Origin of the sequence: Ferrovibrio sp., from assembly GCF_036381655.1 — a bacterium.
Lineage (GTDB): Bacteria > Pseudomonadota > Alphaproteobacteria > Ferrovibrionales > Ferrovibrionaceae > Ferrovibrio.
Genome location: NZ_DASVCJ010000022.1, coordinates 35,599 through 54,143 on the forward strand (window position 1 = coordinate 35,599; position 18,545 = coordinate 54,143).

Annotated in this window: 19 protein-coding genes; 10 read left to right on the forward strand and 9 right to left on the reverse strand. The window is 65.4% G+C overall.

Features of this window, described 5'->3' with window-relative positions; translation table 11 throughout:
• Positions 1-20: 20 nt before the first annotated feature.
• Positions 21-758, forward strand: coding sequence for a bifunctional 2-polyprenyl-6-hydroxyphenol methylase/3-demethylubiquinol 3-O-methyltransferase UbiG (gene ubiG, locus VF194_RS04360; protein WP_330888398.1), 738 nt, complete (start codon positions 21-23; stop codon positions 756-758).
• Between the two features lie 12 nt (positions 759-770).
• Here the strand turns inward: ubiG and VF194_RS04365 are convergent, their stop codons facing one another.
• Positions 771-1,202, reverse strand: a complete 432-nt coding sequence (locus VF194_RS04365) for a DUF1178 family protein (RefSeq protein ID WP_330888400.1) — start codon at positions 1,200-1,202, stop codon at positions 771-773.
• Between the two features lie 174 nt (positions 1,203-1,376).
• Here VF194_RS04365 and VF194_RS04370 point away from each other — a divergent pair, with 174 nt between their 5' ends.
• The 3 genes from VF194_RS04370 (at position 1,377) to VF194_RS04380 (ending at position 3,388) form a co-directional block, all read left to right on the forward strand.
• On the forward strand, positions 1,377-1,886 hold the full coding sequence (locus VF194_RS04370) for a class I SAM-dependent methyltransferase (RefSeq protein ID WP_330888402.1): 510 nt from the start codon (positions 1,377-1,379) through the stop codon (positions 1,884-1,886).
• A gap of 7 nt (positions 1,887-1,893) precedes the next feature.
• Positions 1,894-2,424 (forward strand): GNAT family N-acetyltransferase, encoded by a 531-nt coding sequence (locus VF194_RS04375; RefSeq protein ID WP_330888404.1) that lies wholly within the window; start codon positions 1,894-1,896, stop codon positions 2,422-2,424.
• 109 nt (positions 2,425-2,533) lie between these two features.
• Positions 2,534-3,388 carry an inositol monophosphatase family protein gene (locus VF194_RS04380; protein WP_330888406.1) on the forward strand — a complete coding sequence of 285 codons (855 nt, stop codon included), beginning with the start codon at positions 2,534-2,536 and terminating at the stop codon, positions 3,386-3,388.
• Here the strand turns inward: VF194_RS04380 and VF194_RS04385 are convergent.
• From VF194_RS04385 to VF194_RS04395, 3 genes are all read right to left on the reverse strand, one after another.
• Entirely contained in the window at positions 3,358-4,200 is an 843-nt protein-coding gene (locus VF194_RS04385; RefSeq protein WP_330888407.1) for a carbon-nitrogen hydrolase family protein, read from the reverse strand. The two genes, VF194_RS04380 and VF194_RS04385, sit on opposite strands and share 31 nt — an antisense overlap.
• Before the next feature lie 8 nt (positions 4,201-4,208).
• Positions 4,209-4,469 (reverse strand): glutaredoxin 3, encoded by a 261-nt coding sequence (gene grxC / locus VF194_RS04390; protein ID WP_330888409.1) that lies wholly within the window; start codon positions 4,467-4,469, stop codon positions 4,209-4,211.
• 355 nt (positions 4,470-4,824) lie between these two features.
• Entirely contained in the window at positions 4,825-5,220 is a 396-nt protein-coding gene (locus VF194_RS04395; RefSeq protein WP_330888411.1) for a double zinc ribbon domain-containing protein, read from the reverse strand.
• Positions 5,221-5,278: 58 nt separating this feature from the next.
• On the opposite strand from VF194_RS04395, the gene VF194_RS04400 reads away from it, so the two are divergent.
• Complete coding sequence (locus tag VF194_RS04400) at positions 5,279-7,081, forward strand: acyclic terpene utilization AtuA family protein (RefSeq protein WP_330888413.1); 1,803 nt, start codon at positions 5,279-5,281, stop codon at positions 7,079-7,081.
• Positions 7,082-7,151: 70 nt separating this feature from the next.
• Positions 7,152-8,222, forward strand: a complete 1,071-nt coding sequence (gene ada, locus VF194_RS04405) for a bifunctional DNA-binding transcriptional regulator/O6-methylguanine-DNA methyltransferase Ada (RefSeq protein WP_330888415.1) — start codon at positions 7,152-7,154, stop codon at positions 8,220-8,222.
• A gap of 5 nt (positions 8,223-8,227) precedes the next feature.
• Here the strand turns inward: ada and VF194_RS04410 are convergent, their stop codons facing one another.
• Entirely contained in the window at positions 8,228-8,701 is a 474-nt protein-coding gene (locus tag VF194_RS04410) for a DsrE family protein (protein WP_330888417.1), read from the reverse strand.
• A 233-nt stretch (positions 8,702-8,934) separates the two neighbouring features.
• On the opposite strand from VF194_RS04410, the gene VF194_RS04415 reads away from it, so the two are divergent.
• The 3 genes from VF194_RS04415 to VF194_RS04425 all read left to right on the forward strand — a co-directional run bounded on the left by VF194_RS04415 (position 8,935) and on the right by VF194_RS04425 (position 11,173).
• Positions 8,935-9,414, forward strand: coding sequence for a Dps family protein (locus tag VF194_RS04415; protein WP_330888419.1), 480 nt, complete (start codon positions 8,935-8,937; stop codon positions 9,412-9,414).
• 107 nt (positions 9,415-9,521) lie between these two features.
• Positions 9,522-10,481, forward strand: coding sequence for a protein-methionine-sulfoxide reductase catalytic subunit MsrP (gene msrP / locus VF194_RS04420; protein ID WP_330888421.1), 960 nt, complete (start codon positions 9,522-9,524; stop codon positions 10,479-10,481).
• A 38-nt stretch (positions 10,482-10,519) separates the two neighbouring features.
• Positions 10,520-11,173 carry an HAD family hydrolase gene (locus tag VF194_RS04425; RefSeq protein ID WP_330888423.1) on the forward strand — a complete coding sequence of 218 codons (654 nt, stop codon included), beginning with the start codon at positions 10,520-10,522 and terminating at the stop codon, positions 11,171-11,173.
• 274 nt (positions 11,174-11,447) lie between these two features.
• Here VF194_RS04425 and VF194_RS04430 read toward each other — a convergent pair whose 3' ends face one another.
• The 4 genes from VF194_RS04430 to VF194_RS04445 all read right to left on the reverse strand — a co-directional run bounded on the left by VF194_RS04430 (position 11,448) and on the right by VF194_RS04445 (position 17,738).
• Complete coding sequence (locus VF194_RS04430) at positions 11,448-13,676, reverse strand: PAS domain-containing sensor histidine kinase (protein WP_330888425.1); 2,229 nt, start codon at positions 13,674-13,676, stop codon at positions 11,448-11,450.
• A 1-nt stretch (position 13,677) separates the two neighbouring features.
• Positions 13,678-14,565, reverse strand: coding sequence for a LysR family transcriptional regulator (locus VF194_RS04435; protein ID WP_330888433.1), 888 nt, complete (start codon positions 14,563-14,565; stop codon positions 13,678-13,680).
• A gap of 33 nt (positions 14,566-14,598) precedes the next feature.
• Positions 14,599-15,567: a thioredoxin-disulfide reductase gene (trxB, locus tag VF194_RS04440; protein WP_330888427.1), complete on the reverse strand. Its 969-nt coding sequence runs from the start codon at positions 15,565-15,567 to the stop codon at positions 14,599-14,601.
• A 173-nt stretch (positions 15,568-15,740) separates the two neighbouring features.
• Complete coding sequence (locus tag VF194_RS04445) at positions 15,741-17,738, reverse strand: hypothetical protein (RefSeq protein ID WP_330888429.1); 1,998 nt, start codon at positions 17,736-17,738, stop codon at positions 15,741-15,743.
• 215 nt (positions 17,739-17,953) lie between these two features.
• Here VF194_RS04445 and VF194_RS04450 point away from each other — a divergent pair, with 215 nt between their 5' ends.
• Entirely contained in the window at positions 17,954-18,451 is a 498-nt protein-coding gene (locus VF194_RS04450) for an Lrp/AsnC family transcriptional regulator (RefSeq protein WP_330888431.1), read from the forward strand.
• Positions 18,452-18,545: the final 94 nt, after the last annotated feature.

Genomic DNA, 18,545 nt, shown 5'->3' on the forward strand with positions numbered 1-18,545 from the left:
CCAGCTTACGCGGGGATACCATGACACAGACTGCCGCCAGCATCGATCCGGCCGAAATCGCCCGTTTCTCGGCCATGGCGGCGGAATGGTGGAATCCCCAGGGGAAGTTCCGGCCGCTGCATAAATTCAACCCGGTCCGGCTGGGTTTTATCCGTGACCGGATCGCCAGCCATTTTGCCTGCGATCCGGCCAAGGCCGCCCCGCTTTCGGGGCTTCGTCTGCTGGATATCGGCTGCGGCGGCGGCCTGGTCGCCGAGCCGCTGGCCCGTCTGGGCGCCGCGGTGGTCGGCGTGGATGCTTCCGAGCGCAATATCGGCGTGGCGCAGCTGCATGCCGGCGAGGGCGGGCTGGCGATCGACTATCGCTGTACCAGCGCCGAGGCGCTCGCCGCCGCCGGCGAAAGCTTCGATGTGGTGCTGGCGCTCGAGGTGATCGAGCATGTCGCCGATCTGGAGGGATTCCTGAAGGCCTGCGGCCAGATGGTGAAGCCGGGCGGCCTGCTGATCGCGGCAACGCTCAATCGCACCGCGAAGGCCTACGCGCTGGCGGTGATCGGCGCCGAATACGTGCTCGGCTGGCTGCCGCGCGGCACGCATGACTGGAAGAAATTCGTCAAGCCGCACGAACTGGCGGCCGGACTGCGTCATGCCGGCCTGGCCGTGCAGGAACTCGCCGGCGTGAGCTACGATCCGCTCGGCGACCGCTGGCAGCTCGGCCGCGATACCGGCGTCAATTACATGATGGTGGCGGTGAAATAAGCCGGCAGGCCGTTATGCATCCCCGCGCGGCACCCAGGGGATGACCGCGATGTCGATGCCCTCTTCGGCGAGTTCGCGCGCCTCGTCCTTGCTGGCCTCGCCGTAGATGTTGCGCTCATCCGTCTCGCCGTAATGGATTCTGCGCGCTTCTTCGGCGAATTTGTCGCCGACGTAATCGGCATTCTTTTCGATATGCTCGCGCAATTCGCGCAAGGCCTTCATCATGACGGCCTTCTGCTGCGCCTCCTGCGAGGCGCGTTCGCTGGCCCGGTCGGATTTGGATTTGGCGATGCGCGGCGCCATCGGCGCCTTGGTCACCTTGCGGGAGCCGCAGACGGGACAAACCACCTTGCCGCCGGCCGCCTGCTTGTCGTAGGTGGCGCTGTCATAGAACCACGCCTCGAAGACGTGTTCCTTGCGGCATTTCAATTCGTACTTGATCATGCGCGCCAGTGATTCGGTTGCGATTCGGGCAAGTCCAAATACAGGTAGAGTAGTGGCTTGCGTTATACATGGTGCTGTCGTGGGGGCGCAACAAGTGGGTCAAGAGGCTGTTTTTTCTTGGTAAACGGCAACGGCCGGGGTGAGGCAGATCGCGTGACAGGGCATTCAGCGGCAATGGCGGCGCCGTCGCCTTGGATTCTGCGGTTCGCGCCGCTGGTGTTGGCCGGCGGGCCGGTACTGGACCTTGCCTGCGGCGGCGGCCGGCATGGCCGGCTTTTCCTTGCGCGCGGCCATGCGGTCACCTTCCTCGATCGCGACCTCGGCGGCGTCGCCGACCTGGCGGGCGATCCGGCGGCCAGCCTGATCGAAGCCGATCTGGAGAAGGACGGCCCCTGGCCGCTCGCGGAGCGCCAATTCGCCGGCATCGTCGTCACCAATTATCTCTGGCGCCCGCTTTTTCCGCTCCTGATTGCCGCGCTACAACCCGGCGGCATACTGCTTTACGAGACATTCGCGCGCGGTAACGAGCGCTTCGGCCGCCCTGGCAATCCCGATTTCCTTCTGACCCCGAACGAATTGTTCGAACGCTGCAAGGATGCGCTGGAGATCCGCGCCTTCGAACAGGGGCCGGACGAGCAACCCTATCCGGCGATGCGGCAACGCATCTGCGCCATCAAGCGGTAGATCGCCGATGAACCGAGTGGAAACCGAACGGCTCGTCCTGCGCCGCTTCACCGGGCGGGACTGGGAGGCCCTGGCGCGCCTCTATGCCGACGACATCGTGATGCGGTACATGGCGCCGGGTCGCGGCCTGCCCCGCCCGGAAGCCGAACAGCGGGCCAAGAGCAACATCCACAACTTCAACGACCAGTGGGACCGGCGCGGCTACGGCGTTTGGGCGGTCGAGGATCGGGCCAGCGGCCGTCTGCTGGGGCAATGCGGCCTGCGCTGGATTCCCGAGGCGGAACAGACCGAATTGCTGTATCTGCTGACCAAGACGGTTTGGGGCCGCGGTCTTGCCACCGAAGCCGGGCGGGCGGCCCTGGATTTCGCTTTCGGGTCCACCGCGCTCGAGCGGCTGATCGCGCTGACCGCGCCGGAAAACAAAGCCTCGCAGCGCGTATTGGACAAGCTCGGGTTCAGCCATAGCGGCGAGCAGATGATGGGCGCGCAGAAAGTCGCATGGTTTGCGCTCGCCCGCGCGCGCTGGGCGGCCGCCTGAATCGCCGCCTGAGCGGGATTTAGCTTCCTTTTCGCGGTTTAATACTGGGCGAGCGCGGACCCCGGCGCTACCATTGTAACACTCATCCACCCGACCATGCGGACACGCCATGATCGATGTCGAGCAAAGACTGCAGCATGCCGAACAGGTGATCCGGGAAGCCGGCAAGCTGGCGCGCGGTTTCTACGACAACCGCGGCGAGCTGGTGGTCAAGCTCAAGGGCGTGCAGGATTTCGTCAGTCAGGCCGATGCCGAAACGGAAGACCTGATCACCTCGCGGCTGCTCTCGGCCTTCCCGCATGACGGCATCCTCGGCGAGGAGCGCGGCCGGCGCGGCGGCGAGACCGATGCGCTCTGGGTAATCGATCCGATCGACGGCACCGCCAATTTCGTGCGCGGCCTGCCCTATTGGTGCGTTGCCATCGCGCTGGTCGTCGGCGACGTGATCGAACTCGGCCTGATCTACGATCCGGTGGGCAACCGCCTCTATACGGCGCGGCGCGGCTTCGGCGCGTATTGCAACGGCGCGCCCATTTCGGTCAGCGCGACCCGCCGTCTCGATCATGCCTGCATCGGGCTCGGCATCGGCCATGACGAGGCCGGGCCGCCCCATGCCGCGCTGATCGAACAGCTTCTGCGCGCGCATTGCCAATACCGCCGCATCGGCAGCGGCCTGCTGTTGCTCGCCCTCGCCGCCGAGGGCGGGCTGGACGGCTTCTACGAAGCGCGCATGAAGCCGTGGGACGCCCTCGCCGGATTGCTGATGGTGCGCGAGGCCGGCGGCCTGACCAACGATTACGAAGGCCTCGACGGATTGCAGCGCGCCGAGCCGGTGCTGGCACTAACGCCCGGACTCTGGGCGCCGTTCGCCGCCGCCATTGGAATCACGCTTCCCCTCTATGCGCCGGCCTCGCCGGAACTGCATCCGGGCAATCACTCGGCGGCGCGCGCCGGCAAGCTATAGATAGGATCATGCCGCCAGGCCGGGATCTGCGCCCGCGCCTTGGCCACCTCCGCCAGATCGATCTCCACGGTCACCGTGCCGACGCCTTCGCCGGCATCGGCCAGCACCCGTCCCCAGGGATCGATCACCAGCGAATGGCCGTAGGTCTGGCGGTTGCCGGGATGGTTGCCCCACATGGCGGGGGCGATCACGAAAGTGCCGGTCTCGATGGCCCGCGCCCGCAGCAGCACATGCCAATGCGCCTCGCCGGTCACCCTGGTGAAGGCCGCCGGAATGGAGATCAGATTGGCTCCGGCCTGCGCCAGGCCGCGATAGAGCGCGGGAAAGCGCAGATCGTAGCAGACGCTCATGCCCAGCGTGGCAAAGGGCAGCGGCGCCAGGATGCCTTCGCTGCCGGGCGCGATCGAATTGGATTCGCGATAGCTTTCGCCGGACGGCAGATCGACGTCGAAAAGATGGATCTTGTCGTAACGGGCGGCGATCGTGCCGTCCGGCGCCAGCAGATAGGAGCGGTTGTAGTTGCGGTTGGCGCCCTCGGGCCTGATCGCCAGCGAGCCGACCAGCAGCCAGACGCTGAGCTCCTGCGCCAGATCGCGAAAGGCCTGCAGGGCCGGATGCTGGTCTTCCGGCCGGGCGGCGGCGATGCTGGCCGCCGCATTGGCGCCCATGAAGCCGGAATTCTCCGGCGTCGCGATCAACTCGGCCCCTTCGGATTTCGCCTTGCGCACCAGCGCCGAGACATGCGCGATATTGGCCGCCATGTCGTCCCAGACATTGGGCTGCACCAGTCCGATCTTGACCCGGCCCGCCATGATGCCGCCTACACCGCCGTCAGCAGCGGATCGAGCTTGCCGGCGCGATCCAGGGCATAGAGATCATCGCAGCCGCCGACATGCTGTCCGTTGATCCATATCTGCGGCACGGTGCGGCGGCCGCCCGACTTCTCGGTCATCTCCGCGCGCTTGGCCGCGTCGTAGGAGACGTCGATCTCGGTGTATTTTTGCCCCTTTTTCTCCAACAGCGCCTTGGCGCGAGAGCAGTATGGGCACATGAAGGTCGTATAAATCAGGATATCAGCCATTTTCGCTTCGGTCCGTTCGAGCCCCTCGATCAATTATATTGTGCGCTATTCCGGCCGTACAACCCGCGCCAGTGTCAGGACATCCGCGGCAGGCACCCGTTGTGAAAACGTCTACCAACAGGATGCGCTTTCCGGCGGCCTCCTGCCGGCGGTGCGGATTGACCCCGATCGCGCCGGCGAGAATGCGCCGCCGCTCGGTGCGGCCGGCATGCCCCAGGCTGCGGGTCGGCTTGGGCCGCTCCGGCAGATCGACGGCAGCCGGCTTGTCCGTCAGGCGCCAGCGCCTGGGCCAGCAAGGCCGCCTGATTGAAGCGGCGGCGCCAGAGCCGCCAGCGGTTGAGCGGCACCGGAGCGATCAGATCGCAATCGGCCAGCAAAGCGGCGCGCTGACCCGCAGCATCGCAGCCAGGCCGGGCGTCAGGTCGGTGCGGTCGCCACGCTTGAACCGCAGCACCAGCTCGCGGCCGCCGCTGGCATAGGCGAAGACAGCCCGCGCCCGGGCGAAGCGCGGCGGCTCGCGCAGGCAACTGCCGCAGACCAGCCCCTCCGGCACCGGAGCCGCATAAGGCGTGCCGCAGACGGGACAGAACGGCTCGGCGATGAAGCCGATGCTGGGCCAGCAGGTGCCGCATAGCCGCCCTGGCGCGTCGGTTTCGGCATGGCACAGCATGCATTGCGGCGGCAGCAGCGAGTCGATGGCGCCGCGCCAGGCCGCGCGTGCCGCCCGAAGCGGCCGGGCAAAGGGAGGCATGACGGGCTGCTGCATCGCGGCTATGGTGGCAGAAAACCATTATGGAGGGAACCAGGGCATGGCCGGCAGGACGGTGCGCATCGGCGGGGCTTCGGCCTTCTGGGGCGATTCCATGGTTGCCGCCCCGCAGCTTCTGTCCTCCGGCGCGGTCGACTACCTGATCTTCGATTATCTGGCGGAAATCACCATGTCGATCATGGCGCGCATGCGCGCCAAAGATCCCACCCAGGGCTATGCCACCGATTTCGTCACCGTGACGATGAAGCGCCTGCTGCCCGAGATCGCGCGGCGCAAGGTCAAGATCGTTTCCAATGCCGGCGGCGTCAATCCGGCCGCCTGCGCCGCCGCGATCCGGCAACTGATCGAGCAGGCCGGCCTTAATCTGAAGGTCGGCGTCGTGCTGGGCGACGACCTGATGCCGGACATGGAGAAGCTGAAGCCGCTGCTCGAGCCGATGCAGCCCGGCGCGCCGGATGGCAGGAGGGCGCCCGAGCGTTTCATGTCGGCGAACGCCTATCTCGGCGCGGCGCCGATCGCCGCCGCCTTGCGGGCCGGCGCCGATATCGTGGTGACCGGCCGCTGCGTCGACAGCGCGTTGTGCCTGGGGGCATTGATCCACGAATTCGGCTGGGACATCCGCGATTTCGACCGTCTCGCCGCCGGCAGCCTCGCCGGGCATATCATCGAATGCGGCGCGCAGGCCACCGGCGGCCTGTTCACCGATTGGCGCCACGTCCCCGACTGGGACGATATCGGCTATCCGATTGCGGAAGTCTCGGCCGATGGCGGCATCGTCATCACCAAGCCGGAAAACACCGGCGGGCTGGTCAGCTTCGGCACGGTCGCCGAGCAACTGGTCTATGAGATCGGCGACCCCGCCTGTTACAAACTGCCGGATGTCACCTGCGATTTCAGCGCGGTGACGATCGAAGAGATCGGCGCGGATCGCGTGCGCGTCAGCGGCGCCAGGGACCGGCCGCCCTCCGACCGTTACAAGGTATCGGCAACGTATCTCGACGGCTTCCGCGCCGTGGCGCATCTGACGATCGGCGGGACCGAGGCGCGGGCGAAGGCCGAGCGCACCGCCGAGGCCATCCTGAAGCGCACGCGCCGCATCTTCACGATGGCCAATCTGGGCGATTATCGCGCGGTCTCGATGGAAGTGCTGGGCGCCGAGGCGATGTACGGGCCGCATGCCGGACCCGGCGCGGCGGCCAGCCGCGAGGTCGTGCTTAAACTCGCGGTCAGTCATGCCGACAAGGCGGCGCTCGAAATCTTCGCGCGCGAGATCGCACCTGCCGGCACGTCCTTTTCTCCCGGCACGACCGGTTTCTTCGGCGGCCGGCCGACGCCGCAGCCCGTCATGCGGCTTTTCTCCTGCCTGATTCCGAAAGCCGCCGTGCCGGTCAGCCTCGAACTGGACGGCCAGCCGCAGCGGCTGGACCTGCCGGTCATTGCCGGCGATACGGGGGGCGCGCCGGCGGGCAAGCCCGTGCCCGCGCCCTTGCCGGATGAGCCGCGTCATGCCGTCCCGCTGGTGCGGCTGGCCTATGCCCGCTCGGGCGACAAGGGCGACGACAGCAATATCGGCGTCATCGCCCGCAGGCCCGAATATCTGGCGGCGATCCGCGCGGCCCTGACCGAAGATGCCGTGCGGCGCTATTTCAGCCATCTGGTCGAGGGCGGCATCGAGCGCTTCGAATGGCCGGGCATCAACGGCCTGAATTTCGTTCTGCACCAGGCGCTTGGCGGCGGCGGCATCGCCTCCCTGCGCAACGATCCGCAGGGCAAGGCCTATGCCCAGATGCTGCTGGATTACCCGATCCCAGTGCCGGCAAGCTGGGGCCTTGCGGCAGAATAGCAGCGCAAAAGCCGGATAGCAGGGCTGGTGCGGGCCGCCTATGTTAGGAGCCAGGACAGAGGCTCAGATCATGACACGCATCCCGACCGATACCGAGTTCGCCGCGATCCGCACCAATGACAGAAGCGCGGACGGCCGCTTCTTCTACGGCGTTACCTCGACCAGGGTGTTCTGCCGTCCGTCCTGCATCAGCCGGCCGCCGAAGCGCGACAATGTCCGCATTTTCGCCGATCCGGCTGCCGCGATCGAGGCCGGTTTCCGGCCCTGCAAACGCTGCCGGCCGGAACGGGTGCCGGCGGCGGATGCCCGTCTGGAACGCGCGCGGGAACTGATCGAAGAAAAGGTTCTGGCGGGAGAAGCCGCGCCAAGCCTGGCCCAGCTTGCCGATGTGGCGCATATGGGCGCCACGCATCTGCAGCGCCGCTTCGCCGCCGCCTATGGCCTGAGCCCCCGCGCCTATGGCGAAGCGATGCGGCTGACGATGCTCAAGCAGGAATTGCGCTCCGGCAACGGCGTGAGCGATGCCATCTACGGCGCCGGTTTCGGCGCCACCAGCCGGGTCTATGAAAAGGCCGGCCGCTGGCTCGGCATGACGCCCGCCGATTACCGGCGCGGCGGCAGGGGACTGACTTTGCGTTATGCGATCCGCCGCACGCCGATCGGCTGGACGCTGGTGGCCGAGAGCCCGCGCGGCGTTGCGGCCCTCCTGTTCGGCGACGGCAAGTCCGCCCTTGTGGACGAACTCCGCGCGGAATTCCCCGCAGCCGAATTGCAGCAGGACGAGGCGGCCGGCGGACAGGCCTTTGCGGCGCTCGACGCGACGCTGCAAGGCCGCCCCATACCCCGCGACCTGCGGCTCGACCTGCGCGGCACTCCCTTCCAGATCCGCGTCTGGACGGCCTTGCAGGCGATCCCGCCGGGCGAGACCAGGTCCTATGCCGAGATCGCCCAGGCCATCGGCCTGCCCAAGGCGGTCCGCGCCGTCGGCAGCGCCTGCGCCAGCAACATCATCGGCGTGCTGGTGCCCTGCCATCGGGCGAAGCGCAGCGACGGCGGCTTAGGGGGCTATCGCTGGGGCCTGCCGCGCAAGGAAAAGCTGCTGGCCAAGGAAAGCGCCCGGCTCGACTCCGCAGCCGAGTGAGCGGATCAGGGCCGGATATAGGTCCAGCCCTTTTCCTGCAGTTCCATGATGCGGGTGACGCCCGCCGGCACGACCTGCACTTCGGGGGCCAGCTTGACCGGCTTCTTCTCGGCCTTCTCCATGCCCTTCATGGTATTGTGGCAGGCGCTGTAGGTCAGATTGTCGTAGGTCTGCTTCAGCGCCTCGAGCCGCTTCTTCACCGGCGAGGTATCGTCGCGGAAGATATGCAGGCCCGGACCGTAGGCGACGATCTCGACCTCGACCGGCTCGTTCTTCTCCAGATAATACGCGAAGACATTCGACGCATTGTTGAGCGCGAGGTTCATCTTCGCGGGGTCGTTTTCATCGACCTGGATGACGAGATGATGATGCCCCTGGGCTGCGTTCTGCTGGGCATGGGCGGCGACGCCGAATGCCAGCACCATGGCGATGACGGCGGCAATCCTTCTGCCCCAAAATCCCACCTGCTGCATTGTCATTTTATGATCCTCCTTAAATATCCCGTAATATAGTATAATATACACTTTCTTGATGAGAAATAGAAAAAGCGCAAGCGCCGACTTTCGGCGTTGCAGCATGCCATAGGGGCGGATGATATACTTCCTGATGGCAAATCTTTGCCGCCGCGGAATATGCGGAGGAGCGCCGACCCTAGTTGCCATTTTCTAGAACAATTCTAAATTTTAGACGATCCAAGCAAAGGAGCCATCCCATGTCCGTCGCCATCGATATCGGCATCTCCGAACAGGATCGGAAAATCATCGCCGATGGCCTGTCGCGCCTGCTGGCCGACACCTACACGCTTTACCTCAAGACCCATAACTACCACTGGAATGTCGAAGGCCCGATGTTCCAGACCCTGCATACCATGTTCGAGACGCAGTACACGGAACTGGCCCTGGCCGTCGATCTGATCGCCGAGCGCATCCGTGCGCTCGGGCACTACGCCCCGGGCTCCTATGCGCAATATGCCAAGCTTTCCTCGATCAGCGAGGAAACCGGCGTGCCCAAGGCCGAGGACATGATCAAAAACCTGGTGCTCGGCAATCAGCAGGTGACCAAGACGGCCCGCGAGCTTTTCCCGGATGTCGACCGGGTGAATGACGAATCGACCGCCGATCTGCTGACCCAGCGCATGCAGACGCATGAGAAGACCGCATGGATGCTGCGCAGCCTGCTCGAGAAGAAGTGATCGCAACCGGCGACCTCACCGAAGCTTGATTGGCGCTCGATCCCTGACGCGGTAGGGTCGGAGTCGGGCGCCGTCGTTCTGGGTGCCGCTTCGGTGGGAGAGTGACCATGTTGATCAAGCGCCGTCATGGCTGGGAATTACCGGAATCCGCCGCAACGCCGGAAGCAGTGTTCTTCAACCGGCGCAAGCTGCTCGTCGGGCTGGGCGCCGCCGGGCTGGGCACAAGCGGGCTGATCTCGGCAGTTCGGCCGGCTTGGGCCGAAACCAGCGACCTCTATCCCGCCAAACGCAATCCCGGTTTCGTGCTGGACCGCGACATCACCGCCGAGAAAGTGGTGACGTCGTATAACAATTTCTACGAGTTCGGCTCGCACAAGCATATCGCCAGCGATGCGCAGAAGCTGAAGGTCGCGCCCTGGCAGATCAGGATCGACGGCATGGTGGCGAAGGAAATGACCATCGACGCCGAGGACCTGATCCGCAAGATGTCGCTGCAGGAGAGGCTCTATCGCCATCGCTGCGTCGAAGCCTGGAGCATGGCGGTGCCGTGGACGGGCTTCCCGGTGAAGGCGCTGGTCGATTTCGCCCAACCGACCTCGAACGCGAAATACCTGCGCATGGAAACCTTCACGCGGCCCGAGGAAGCAAGCGGCCAGCGGCAATTCTGGTATCCCTGGCCCTATATCGAAGGCCTGACCATGGCCGAGGCCAACAACGACCTCGCCTTCATCGCGACCGGCGTCTACGGCAAGCCGTTGCCCAAGCAGATGGGCGCGCCGATCCGCCTGGTCGTGCCGTGGAAATACGGTTTCAAGTCGATCAAATCGATCATCCGCTTCACCTTCACCGACCAGCGGCCGAAAACCTTCTGGGAAGCGATCGCCCCGGATGAATACGGCTTCTGGGCCAACGTCAATCCGAAGGTGTCGCATCCGCGCTGGAGTCAGGCCAGCGAGGAATTGATCGGCACCGGCGGCAAGCGGGTTCCGACGCAGCTTTACAACGGCTACGGCGAATTTGTCGCCGATCTCTACAAGGACCTGCCCAACGAGCGGCTGTTCATGTAGGCCTTTCCAATCGAGGCCGGGCCGGCTATGCAGCCGGCATGGCCTTCGATCTCGTCATCTTCGACATGGATGGGACTCTGGTCGACAGCGAGCCGCTGGCGAACCGCGTCTTCCACGAGAAGCTCAAGCCCTACGGCCTGCCCGCCGAGGTGGATGAGGCCTGTCTGGCGCGCGATCTGACCGGGTTGAGCCTGCCAAGCTGCTTCGCCTTGCTGCGCGAGCGCTACGGCATCGTGCTGCCCGAGGATTTCGAAGACGATCTGCAGGCCGAAACCTATCGCCGCCTGCGTAGCGAGTTGAAGCCGGTCGCCGGCGTGCCGGCCATGCTGGATGCAGTCGCGCTGCCGAAATGCGTGGCCTCCTCCTCCGAGCCGGAGAAGATCGCCCTGAGCCTGGCGCTGTGCGGGCTCGACCGTCATTTCGGCGGCCATTATTTCAGCGCCCGCCAGGTCGCGCGCGGCAAGCCCCATCCCGACCTGTTCCTGCATGCCGCGAAAGCCATGGGCTATGCCCCGCAAACCTGCGCCGTCGTCGAGGACAGCCTGCCGGGCGCCCTGGCCGGGCACCGTGCCGGCATGCAGGTCTTCGCCTATCGGCCGCTCCTGGAGGACCCGGACGCGGCCGCCCTCCATGATCTGGGCTGCCGTATCTTCCGCGATATGGCAGACCTGCCCGGCCTGCTACTGCGCTAGCTGCGGGCAAAAAAAAGCCGGCCTGATTTCCAGGCCGGCAAAGTCTTAACAGGGAGGCTCCGCGCGAGACGCGCGGACGGCCGGTGCAGCGGGGGAGCTGCCACGGCCAAAGTTTCTGGCCGAAGCCAAAAACCCAGAAGATGCTGCGACGCAACATCTGACGGACACAGATGTAAGCCTAAGCAACCGATTTGAGAATCCATCGAATTGTCAAGTCAGCTATGCGATGTATGCATAACGTACGCCTTGGAAAAAAATGGCGCTAAACCAGGCTTTATCCTGTCATCGCCAAAGCCGCGGGCGGCGGGAAATAGAGGCGCACGAGGGTACCCTGGCCGACAACGCTCTCAATCTCCATGCGCCCGCCATGCAGTTCAATCAGAGCTTTCACCAAAGGCAGGCCAAGACCCGTTCCGCGCATCTGCGAAACCAGGGCCGAATCGATTCGCCCGAACGGCTCCAGAGCTTTTTGAATGTCGGCCGCGCTCATGCCGACGCCGGTATCCCAGACCTCGACGACGGCGGCGCCATCGGTCTGCGGGATCATGCGAAAGCTGGCGCGGCCTCCCGAGGGCGTGTATTTCACCGCATTGGAAAGCAGGTTGACCAGCATCTGCTTGGCCAGCCGCTGGTCGGCGAACAATGCCGCCCCTTCCGGCGCCGGCTCGACCTGCAGATTGACCAGCCGGTCGGCGGCCAGCGGGCGCAGCAAAGTCAGGCAATCCTGCGCCAGGCGGTTCCACGGCACCATTTCGGCCATGACCTGCATCTTGCCGGCCTCGACCTTCGACAGGTCGAGGATGTCGTCGATCACCGACAGCAGATGCCGCCCCGCCGCCAGAATGTCTTCCGCGTAACGGTCGTATTGCGGCACGCCGGAAGATCCAAGCAGCCGCAGCGCCATGATCTCGGAGAAGCCGATGATCGCGTTCAGCGGAGTGCGCAGTTCGTGGCTCATATGGGCAAGGAACTGCGACTTGGCCCGGTTGGCATACTCCGCCTCCTGATGCGCCTTGATGGCGGCCTGCCGTGCCGTCTCCAGCGTTTCGGTCCGTGCCGCCAGGGTCTCCGCCTGCGTGGCGAGGATTTCGTTCGCCTCGCGCAGTTCGCGTTCGCGCGCCTTCAGCTCGCTGATATCGGTGATCAGCGATGCCGTACCGCCCGAGGTCAGGCGGAAATCGCGGATCTGCAGCCAGCGGCGTTCGCGCGTATCGTAAAAGATATGCGGCTCGCCCTCCGCCCGCTTGAAGATGTGGACGCGGCTGCGAAGCCATTCCGGGTAGTCGGTATGGACGGAACTGCGTTCCGGCGAGGGCCGGCTGACCAGGGATTGGTGGCAGATTTCGTCATGCGTCATGCCGATGGCAACATCGTGGGACACGCCGATGATGCGGGCATAGGCCTGATTGCAGATCACCAGACGCTCGTCGGCGTCATAGAGCGCCACGCCGTCAGGCGCGGTGGCCAGGGCGTCGCTCAGGCGCTGCTCGGTTTCGCGCAGTTTCTCTTCCGATTCCTTTTTCGCAGTGACGTCGTTGACGACGACCAGCGCGGCATCCTCTTCCGCGTAGCGCATCGGCACCGCGGCCAGCGTCGCCCAGATCACCTTCCCCGCGGCGGTTGCGATCTGCAATTCCTCGTCCGCTTTCGCTTGCCCGCTTTCATTCCGCTCCGGGAAAATGCGGGCATGATGCACCGGGTCGAGCATGTAGCTCGGCACGCCTTTGCCGGCAGGATCGTTGTCGATACCGAACAGCTCCGCCGCCGGCCGGTTCCTGTACAGGAAGGCGCCGTCGCCGCGCCGGACGACGACGATGGGAAAGGGCGCCGTATCGAGAATCGAACGCAGCCGCCGCTGCGCTTCCTCCGCATCGGCGCTGACCCGGTTGCGGTCGAGAAGCGTCTTGCGCAGGCGTTCCACCAGCTCGGTCGAACGCGCAAAGTAACGGTTCAGCCGATAGGCGAAGGCAAGCAGCAGCAGGCCGAGAATGATCGAGACCGCGCCCATCACGCGCTTTTCGAAATCCGGATCGATCACAAGTACGGCAACGGCCGGCAGGAACGAAACCACGATGACGATGATCGAGACGATGAGCTGCGCCGCCACCGTCAGCGCGACCGATACCACCATGCCGACGATGCACAACAGGGCAAGCAAGGGCGCCGGCTCGTGCGGCAGGCGCGCCAGAAGCACGAACATCGCGCCGAAAACGGCGGCATTCGCCGCGTAGACGGCCAGCAGCCGCCATCTCCAGAGCGGCGCTCTTTGCCGCCGGTCGCGGTCGGCCCGCAGACCCCGGTAGATCAGAAGCTGCAGCAGGATCACCCCTGCGGTGGCGGCGACGTATGCCAGGCGCCAGAAGCCGGAGACATAGCCGTCCAGCAGGAAGGCGACCGCCGCGGCGGCGAGGACCTGCGCCACCATGTCGTAGGGGCGCCGGATTTTGACCAGAAGATCGTTTTGGCGCGCTACGGCATTTGTCGGGGAAGAGCGCGCCATCATGTCAGTACTGCCAGTCCGCCACCTTGCGCAGCAGAAAGTCGCGAAAGACGGCAAGCCGCTTGGTGTTGCGAAGCTCTTCCGGATAAACCAGATAGGTATCGAAACTCGGCCCGTCGATATTGGGCAGGAGGCGCACGATGCGCGGATTGCCCTCCGCCATGTAATCGGGCAGCGACGCGATCCCGAGCCCGCTGGCAACCACCTGCATCAGGCCGTAGACGTTGTTGACCGTCAATGTCGGCTCGCGCGGCACGGCGGGATCGCCTGCGGTGAGCAGCCAGTTGATATTGCTGAAATGCGCCGGCGCGCCTTCGCCGTAGACGACCAGATGATGATGGTCGAGATCCTCGCTCTTCTGCGGCGCGCCATGGCGGGTGACGTAATCCACCGAAGCGTAGATGTGGTTGTGCACCGTGAGCAGCCGGCGGTAGATGAGATCGGCCTGCGTCGGCTTCCACATCCTGATCGCCACATCCGCCTCGCGCATCGACAGGTCGAGTTCGCGGTCGTCCACCACCAGCTCGATGCGGATGTCAGGATAGAGGTCCATGAACTCCTTCAACCGCGGCGCCAGCCAGATGGTGCCGAACGCCACCGTGCTGGTGATGCAAAGCTCGCCGGAGGGTTTGTCCTTGGCGTCGGCGATCATCGCCTCGGTGACCGCCAGGCGGGAGAAGATTTCCCGCGCCGTGCGGTAGAGCAGCTCGCCCTGCTCGGTGAGGATCAGGCCGCGGGCATGGCGATGGAACAGCGTGGCATTGAGCTGCGCCTCGAGCGCGCCGATCTGGCGGCTCACCGCCGACTGGCTCAAGCCCAGCGATTCGCCGGCATGCGTCAGGCTGCCGGCTTCGGCGACAGCATGAAAGATGCGCAGCTTGTCCCAGTCCAGCGCCGACATTCAGCCCCCTGCCCCCAGCCGTATTCAGTCGGCTGCTTCTGCGGCCGCGGGCGCGTGATGGGCGAGGAAGCGTTCCGCCTCCAGAGCCGCCATGCAGCCGGTGCCGGCGGCGGTAACGGCCTGCCGATAGATCTTGTCCTGCACATCGCCCGCCGCGAACACGCCCGGCACGTCCGTCTGCGTGGTGCCCGGCCTGGTGATCAGGTAGCCGTCGCCGTCCAGCGCCAGCTGGCCCTTGAACAGCTCGGTATTGGGCGTATGGCCGATGGCGATGAAGACGCCATCGGTGGCCAGCGTCTGCGTCGCACCGGTCCTGACGTTCTTCAGGCGCACGCCGGACACGCCCTTCGGCTCCTCGTCGCCGAGGATCTCGTCGATCACATGATCCCAGATCACCTTGATCTTGGGGTTGGCGAACAGGCGCTGCTGCAGGATCTTCTCGGCGCGGAAGGCGTCGCGGCGATGCACCACCGTGACCTCCGCCGCGTGATTGGTGAGATACAGCGCCTCCTCGACGGCGGTATTGCCGCCGCCGACCACGACCACCTTCTTGCCGCGGAAGAAGAAACCGTCGCAGGTGGCGCAGGCGGAAACGCCGAAACCCTGAAAGGCCTGCTCGCTCGGCAGTCCCAGCCAGCGCGCCTGGGCGCCGGTGGCGATCACCAGGGTGTCGCCGATATAGGTATCGCCGCTGTCACCCTTGGCGACAAAAGGGCGTTTCGACAGATCGACCGAGGTGATGTAGTCGTGCAGAATGGTGGTGCCGACATGCGCCGCCTGGGCTTCCATCTGCTGCATCAGCCATGGCCCCTGGATCACTTCGGCGAAGCCGGGATAATTCTCCACATCGGTGGTGATCGTAAGCTGGCCGCCCGGCTGCAGGCCATGCACCATGATCGGCTCGAGCGAGGCGCGGGCCGCGTAGATCGCGGCGGTGCAGCCGGCGGGGCCGGAGCCCAGAATCAGAACCTTGGTACGATGCGTCTTGGCCATGGCGGAAAACTCCGGCGCTGCAGCGCCATAAATGCGATTCCATGATTATGACAGGGGTTGTAGCCGGTGCAAGCGCAAGCGCCCGGACCGCGAACACGCCGGCCCGGACGCGGGCTTGGTGTATCGAATCGATCAAATGGGGCGGCGCCGACCTGACTCAAGCGGCCTGGAGTCTAGAAACCGAACATATGATCCAGGCAGAAGCTCGTCTGGCCGTTCTGCAGCCCGTGGAATCCGAACAGGCGGCAGCTCGCATCGCGGACCTGCACCCAGCCGGCGTCCCCGGCGGCGCGGCGCTCGGCCGGCGAAAACACCTCCGAAACCCGGAAAAAGCGCGAGCCGCCATAGGGGATCGGCAAAGGCCGCTCGGCGACCTGCTCGGCCCGGGCGTTGAACAGGATCAGCCTGGTCTGCGACTGCGCCTGGCCGTAGACGTCCTGCGGCAGCGAGGCGGGATAGATCAGGTGGCACAGCGCATCGAACGGCGCCCCGGCCAGGCGGAGGAACAGCCGCGTCGTCAGGCCCGGCGGACGATGCGTGTAGGATTGCGGCTCGTCGCGGTAGGTGATCGGCATGTTGTAGATATGCGCGCCGAAAATGGTTTCGGCGGCATGGCCGGACGAACGCTGCTCGTACAGCCCCAGCGCATGCAGCCAGCCATCGGCTTCGCCGCCATTGCGGAAATCGTAGAGATATTCGATATGGCCGTAGCCGGATTTCAGCTCGGCGCCGGCCCGGGCCAGCCAGACCTCGATATCGGCCGGCCGCGAATCGCGCCGCGCCAGCCGGCCGAGATACTCCTCGGCGGCGATGCTGCCATCGGCATCGTACAGCACGGCGCGCAGCGGCAATTCATGCTGCGCGGTCGACATCGGGGTCGGAATCGTCACCGACTTCCATTCCCTGAGCGGCAGCACCGGCAGCGGCATCACATAGCCCTTGCCGATCAGGCTGCTCAGTTCCGGCAGGCGCGGATCGGGCTTGAGATCGATGCGCTCCACATTCGCATGCGCGATGCGCCGGCGGCCGGCCTCCTTGCGGTCGTTCGGCGCCTGGACGATCTCGTAACGCGGACGGACGAAATAGCGGCCGGCCTGGATCTCGATCTGGTCGGGGAATGTCGCATTCGGCAGCAGCCGGCCGAGATCGACCGCCGTGGTGCCGAAGGGCGGCACCTCGCCATCCCACCAGGCGATGTCCTGCGAGCCGACCAGGTTGACTCCGATGCCGCCCGACGGGATCGGCACCGGATGGCTGTTCTGCACCCACAGCACCAGACGCTCGCCCGCCTTGGGCGCCGGGATGCCGGCATAGAGATCGGCCGGCCAGGCATTGGCGTCATGGGTGCAGGAGAGCTGCCGCCCGGATTCCGAGAAGCAGTCCAGGGCGTATTTGACGACGTCGTGCCCCTTGATCCGGAGCGCATGGATGAACAGCGAGCCGACGAAATCGCCCAGGCCGAACCGCCGGCGGATGTCGCGGCTGTCGATGGTCACGGTATGGAACGCGCCGGCCAGCGGTTCGATCCATTCCGCCAGCACCCGGCCGGCCGGATCGAACAGGCAGAGCCACAGCGCCGGATCGCCGGCGCCATAGCCGCTCCAGTAATTCGCCGTGACCACGCGCGTATGCAGCCCGTCGCCATCGGCGCCGGCCTCGTCGCGCAGGAGCGCGAAGTTGGTCGCGAAATTCAGCGGGTCGAGATAGCGGCCCCTGTTGCTGAGCCAGTCGTCCGGCAGGCGCATCTCGTCCAGCGTCAGCACCGTGCAGCCCGGCGGCAGCAGGCGGGCGATCTGCGCCTTGTGGATGGCGGCATCGAAGGCGGTGATCAGCACCGCATCCGGCGCCAGCGCCTTGATGGCGGTGACCGGCCGGGTCGCCTGGCCGAGCCGGGTCTGGCCGATATCCTCAATGCGCTGCACAAAGACGCCGGCCAGATTCCGCCGCGGAATCGGAAAGAAGGCGTCGAGATGCTCGGCCGCTGCCTGCGGCTCCGGGTCATAGACCGCCAGCCGGCTGAACCTCGCCAGCCCCTCGACCAGCCGGCGCGCAGCGGCAGCCACTTTCGGGTGCCCTAAAGCCTTGAAAAGACTATGCCCGCCGAAATTGTTGCCGGGCCGCCAGCCACCCTTGGCGTCGGCATTGGTGAAGGTTTCGATCTTGAGCGCCATCGCGAGGTGCCAACTTACGGGGCCGGGACGGAGAATCGGGATCGGCCGCCCCCCATCCGATCCGGGTGCCATGCTTACCACCAAGCGTGCGGGGGTGAAACAACCCGGCCAGGGCCGCGATGGCGCGGCCGGGTGAAATTAATAGCCGGCGGGCCTTGGATTCGGCAGGCCGCTTATAATATTATTGCGCATTGTTAGCCGCTGAGAAAATTTCCATGCAACGCGTCAAGCTCGATCTGATCGACCGCAAGATTCTTGCCGACTTGCAGGATGACGGCCGCATGACCAACGTCGAGCTTGCCCAGCGGGTCGGCATCTCCGCCCCGCCCTGCCTGCGCCGGGTCCGCGCCCTGGAAGAGGCCGGCTATATCCGCGGCTATCATGCCGAGCTCAACCCTCAGTTGCTGGGCTACGGGGTCACCGTCTTTGCCATGGTCGGCCTCAACAGCCAGGCCGAGCACGATCTGGTCGCCTTCGAACAGACCGTCGCCGCCTGGCCGCAGGTGCGCGAATGCTACATGCTGGCCGGCGAGAACGACTTCATCCTCAAGATTGTGGCGCGCGACTGGGATGCCTATCAGACCTTCCTGACCAAGGAGCTGACGGCGCTGCAGAATGTCGCCCATGTGAAGACAGCGCTGACCATCCGCTGTTCGAAGAACGAGCCGGGCGTGCCGGTCGACATGCCGGCCGAGGAAGAAGCCGCCGACTGATCCGGCACGGCCGTCATCCGTCGGTTTGCGGGAATTTGCGAAACGGGAATCTGCGAGAAGCAGCGTCGCGCCGGTCTGGCGTCCCCACGGGGAG

Bases quoted from the DNA above. Each gene is read 5' to 3' on its own strand.
- ubiG (WP_330888398.1), top strand. From the start codon at position 21: ATGACACAGACTGCCGCCAGCATCGATCCGGCCGAAATCGCCCGTTTC.
- VF194_RS04365 (WP_330888400.1), bottom strand. From the start codon at position 1,202: ATGATCAAGTACGAATTGAAATGCCGCAAGGAACACGTCTTCGAGGCG.
- VF194_RS04370 (WP_330888402.1), top strand. From the start codon at position 1,377: ATGGCGGCGCCGTCGCCTTGGATTCTGCGGTTCGCGCCGCTGGTGTTG.
- VF194_RS04375 (WP_330888404.1), top strand. From the start codon at position 1,894: ATGAACCGAGTGGAAACCGAACGGCTCGTCCTGCGCCGCTTCACCGGG.
- VF194_RS04380 (WP_330888406.1), top strand. From the start codon at position 2,534: ATGATCGATGTCGAGCAAAGACTGCAGCATGCCGAACAGGTGATCCGG.
- VF194_RS04385 (WP_330888407.1), bottom strand. From the start codon at position 4,200: ATGGCGGGCCGGGTCAAGATCGGACTGGTGCAGCCCAATGTCTGGGAC.
- grxC (WP_330888409.1), bottom strand. From the start codon at position 4,469: ATGGCTGATATCCTGATTTATACGACCTTCATGTGCCCATACTGCTCT.
- VF194_RS04395 (WP_330888411.1), bottom strand. From the start codon at position 5,220: ATGCCTCCCTTTGCCCGGCCGCTTCGGGCGGCACGCGCGGCCTGGCGC.
- VF194_RS04400 (WP_330888413.1), top strand. From the start codon at position 5,279: ATGGCCGGCAGGACGGTGCGCATCGGCGGGGCTTCGGCCTTCTGGGGC.
- ada (WP_330888415.1), top strand. From the start codon at position 7,152: ATGACACGCATCCCGACCGATACCGAGTTCGCCGCGATCCGCACCAAT.
- VF194_RS04410 (WP_330888417.1), bottom strand. From the start codon at position 8,701: ATGACAATGCAGCAGGTGGGATTTTGGGGCAGAAGGATTGCCGCCGTC.
- VF194_RS04415 (WP_330888419.1), top strand. From the start codon at position 8,935: ATGTCCGTCGCCATCGATATCGGCATCTCCGAACAGGATCGGAAAATC.
- msrP (WP_330888421.1), top strand. From the start codon at position 9,522: ATGTTGATCAAGCGCCGTCATGGCTGGGAATTACCGGAATCCGCCGCA.
- VF194_RS04425 (WP_330888423.1), top strand. From the start codon at position 10,520: ATGGCCTTCGATCTCGTCATCTTCGACATGGATGGGACTCTGGTCGAC.
- VF194_RS04430 (WP_330888425.1), bottom strand. From the start codon at position 13,676: ATGATGGCGCGCTCTTCCCCGACAAATGCCGTAGCGCGCCAAAACGAT.
- trxB (WP_330888427.1), bottom strand. From the start codon at position 15,567: ATGGCCAAGACGCATCGTACCAAGGTTCTGATTCTGGGCTCCGGCCCC.
- VF194_RS04445 (WP_330888429.1), bottom strand. From the start codon at position 17,738: ATGGCGCTCAAGATCGAAACCTTCACCAATGCCGACGCCAAGGGTGGC.
- VF194_RS04450 (WP_330888431.1), top strand. From the start codon at position 17,954: ATGCAACGCGTCAAGCTCGATCTGATCGACCGCAAGATTCTTGCCGAC.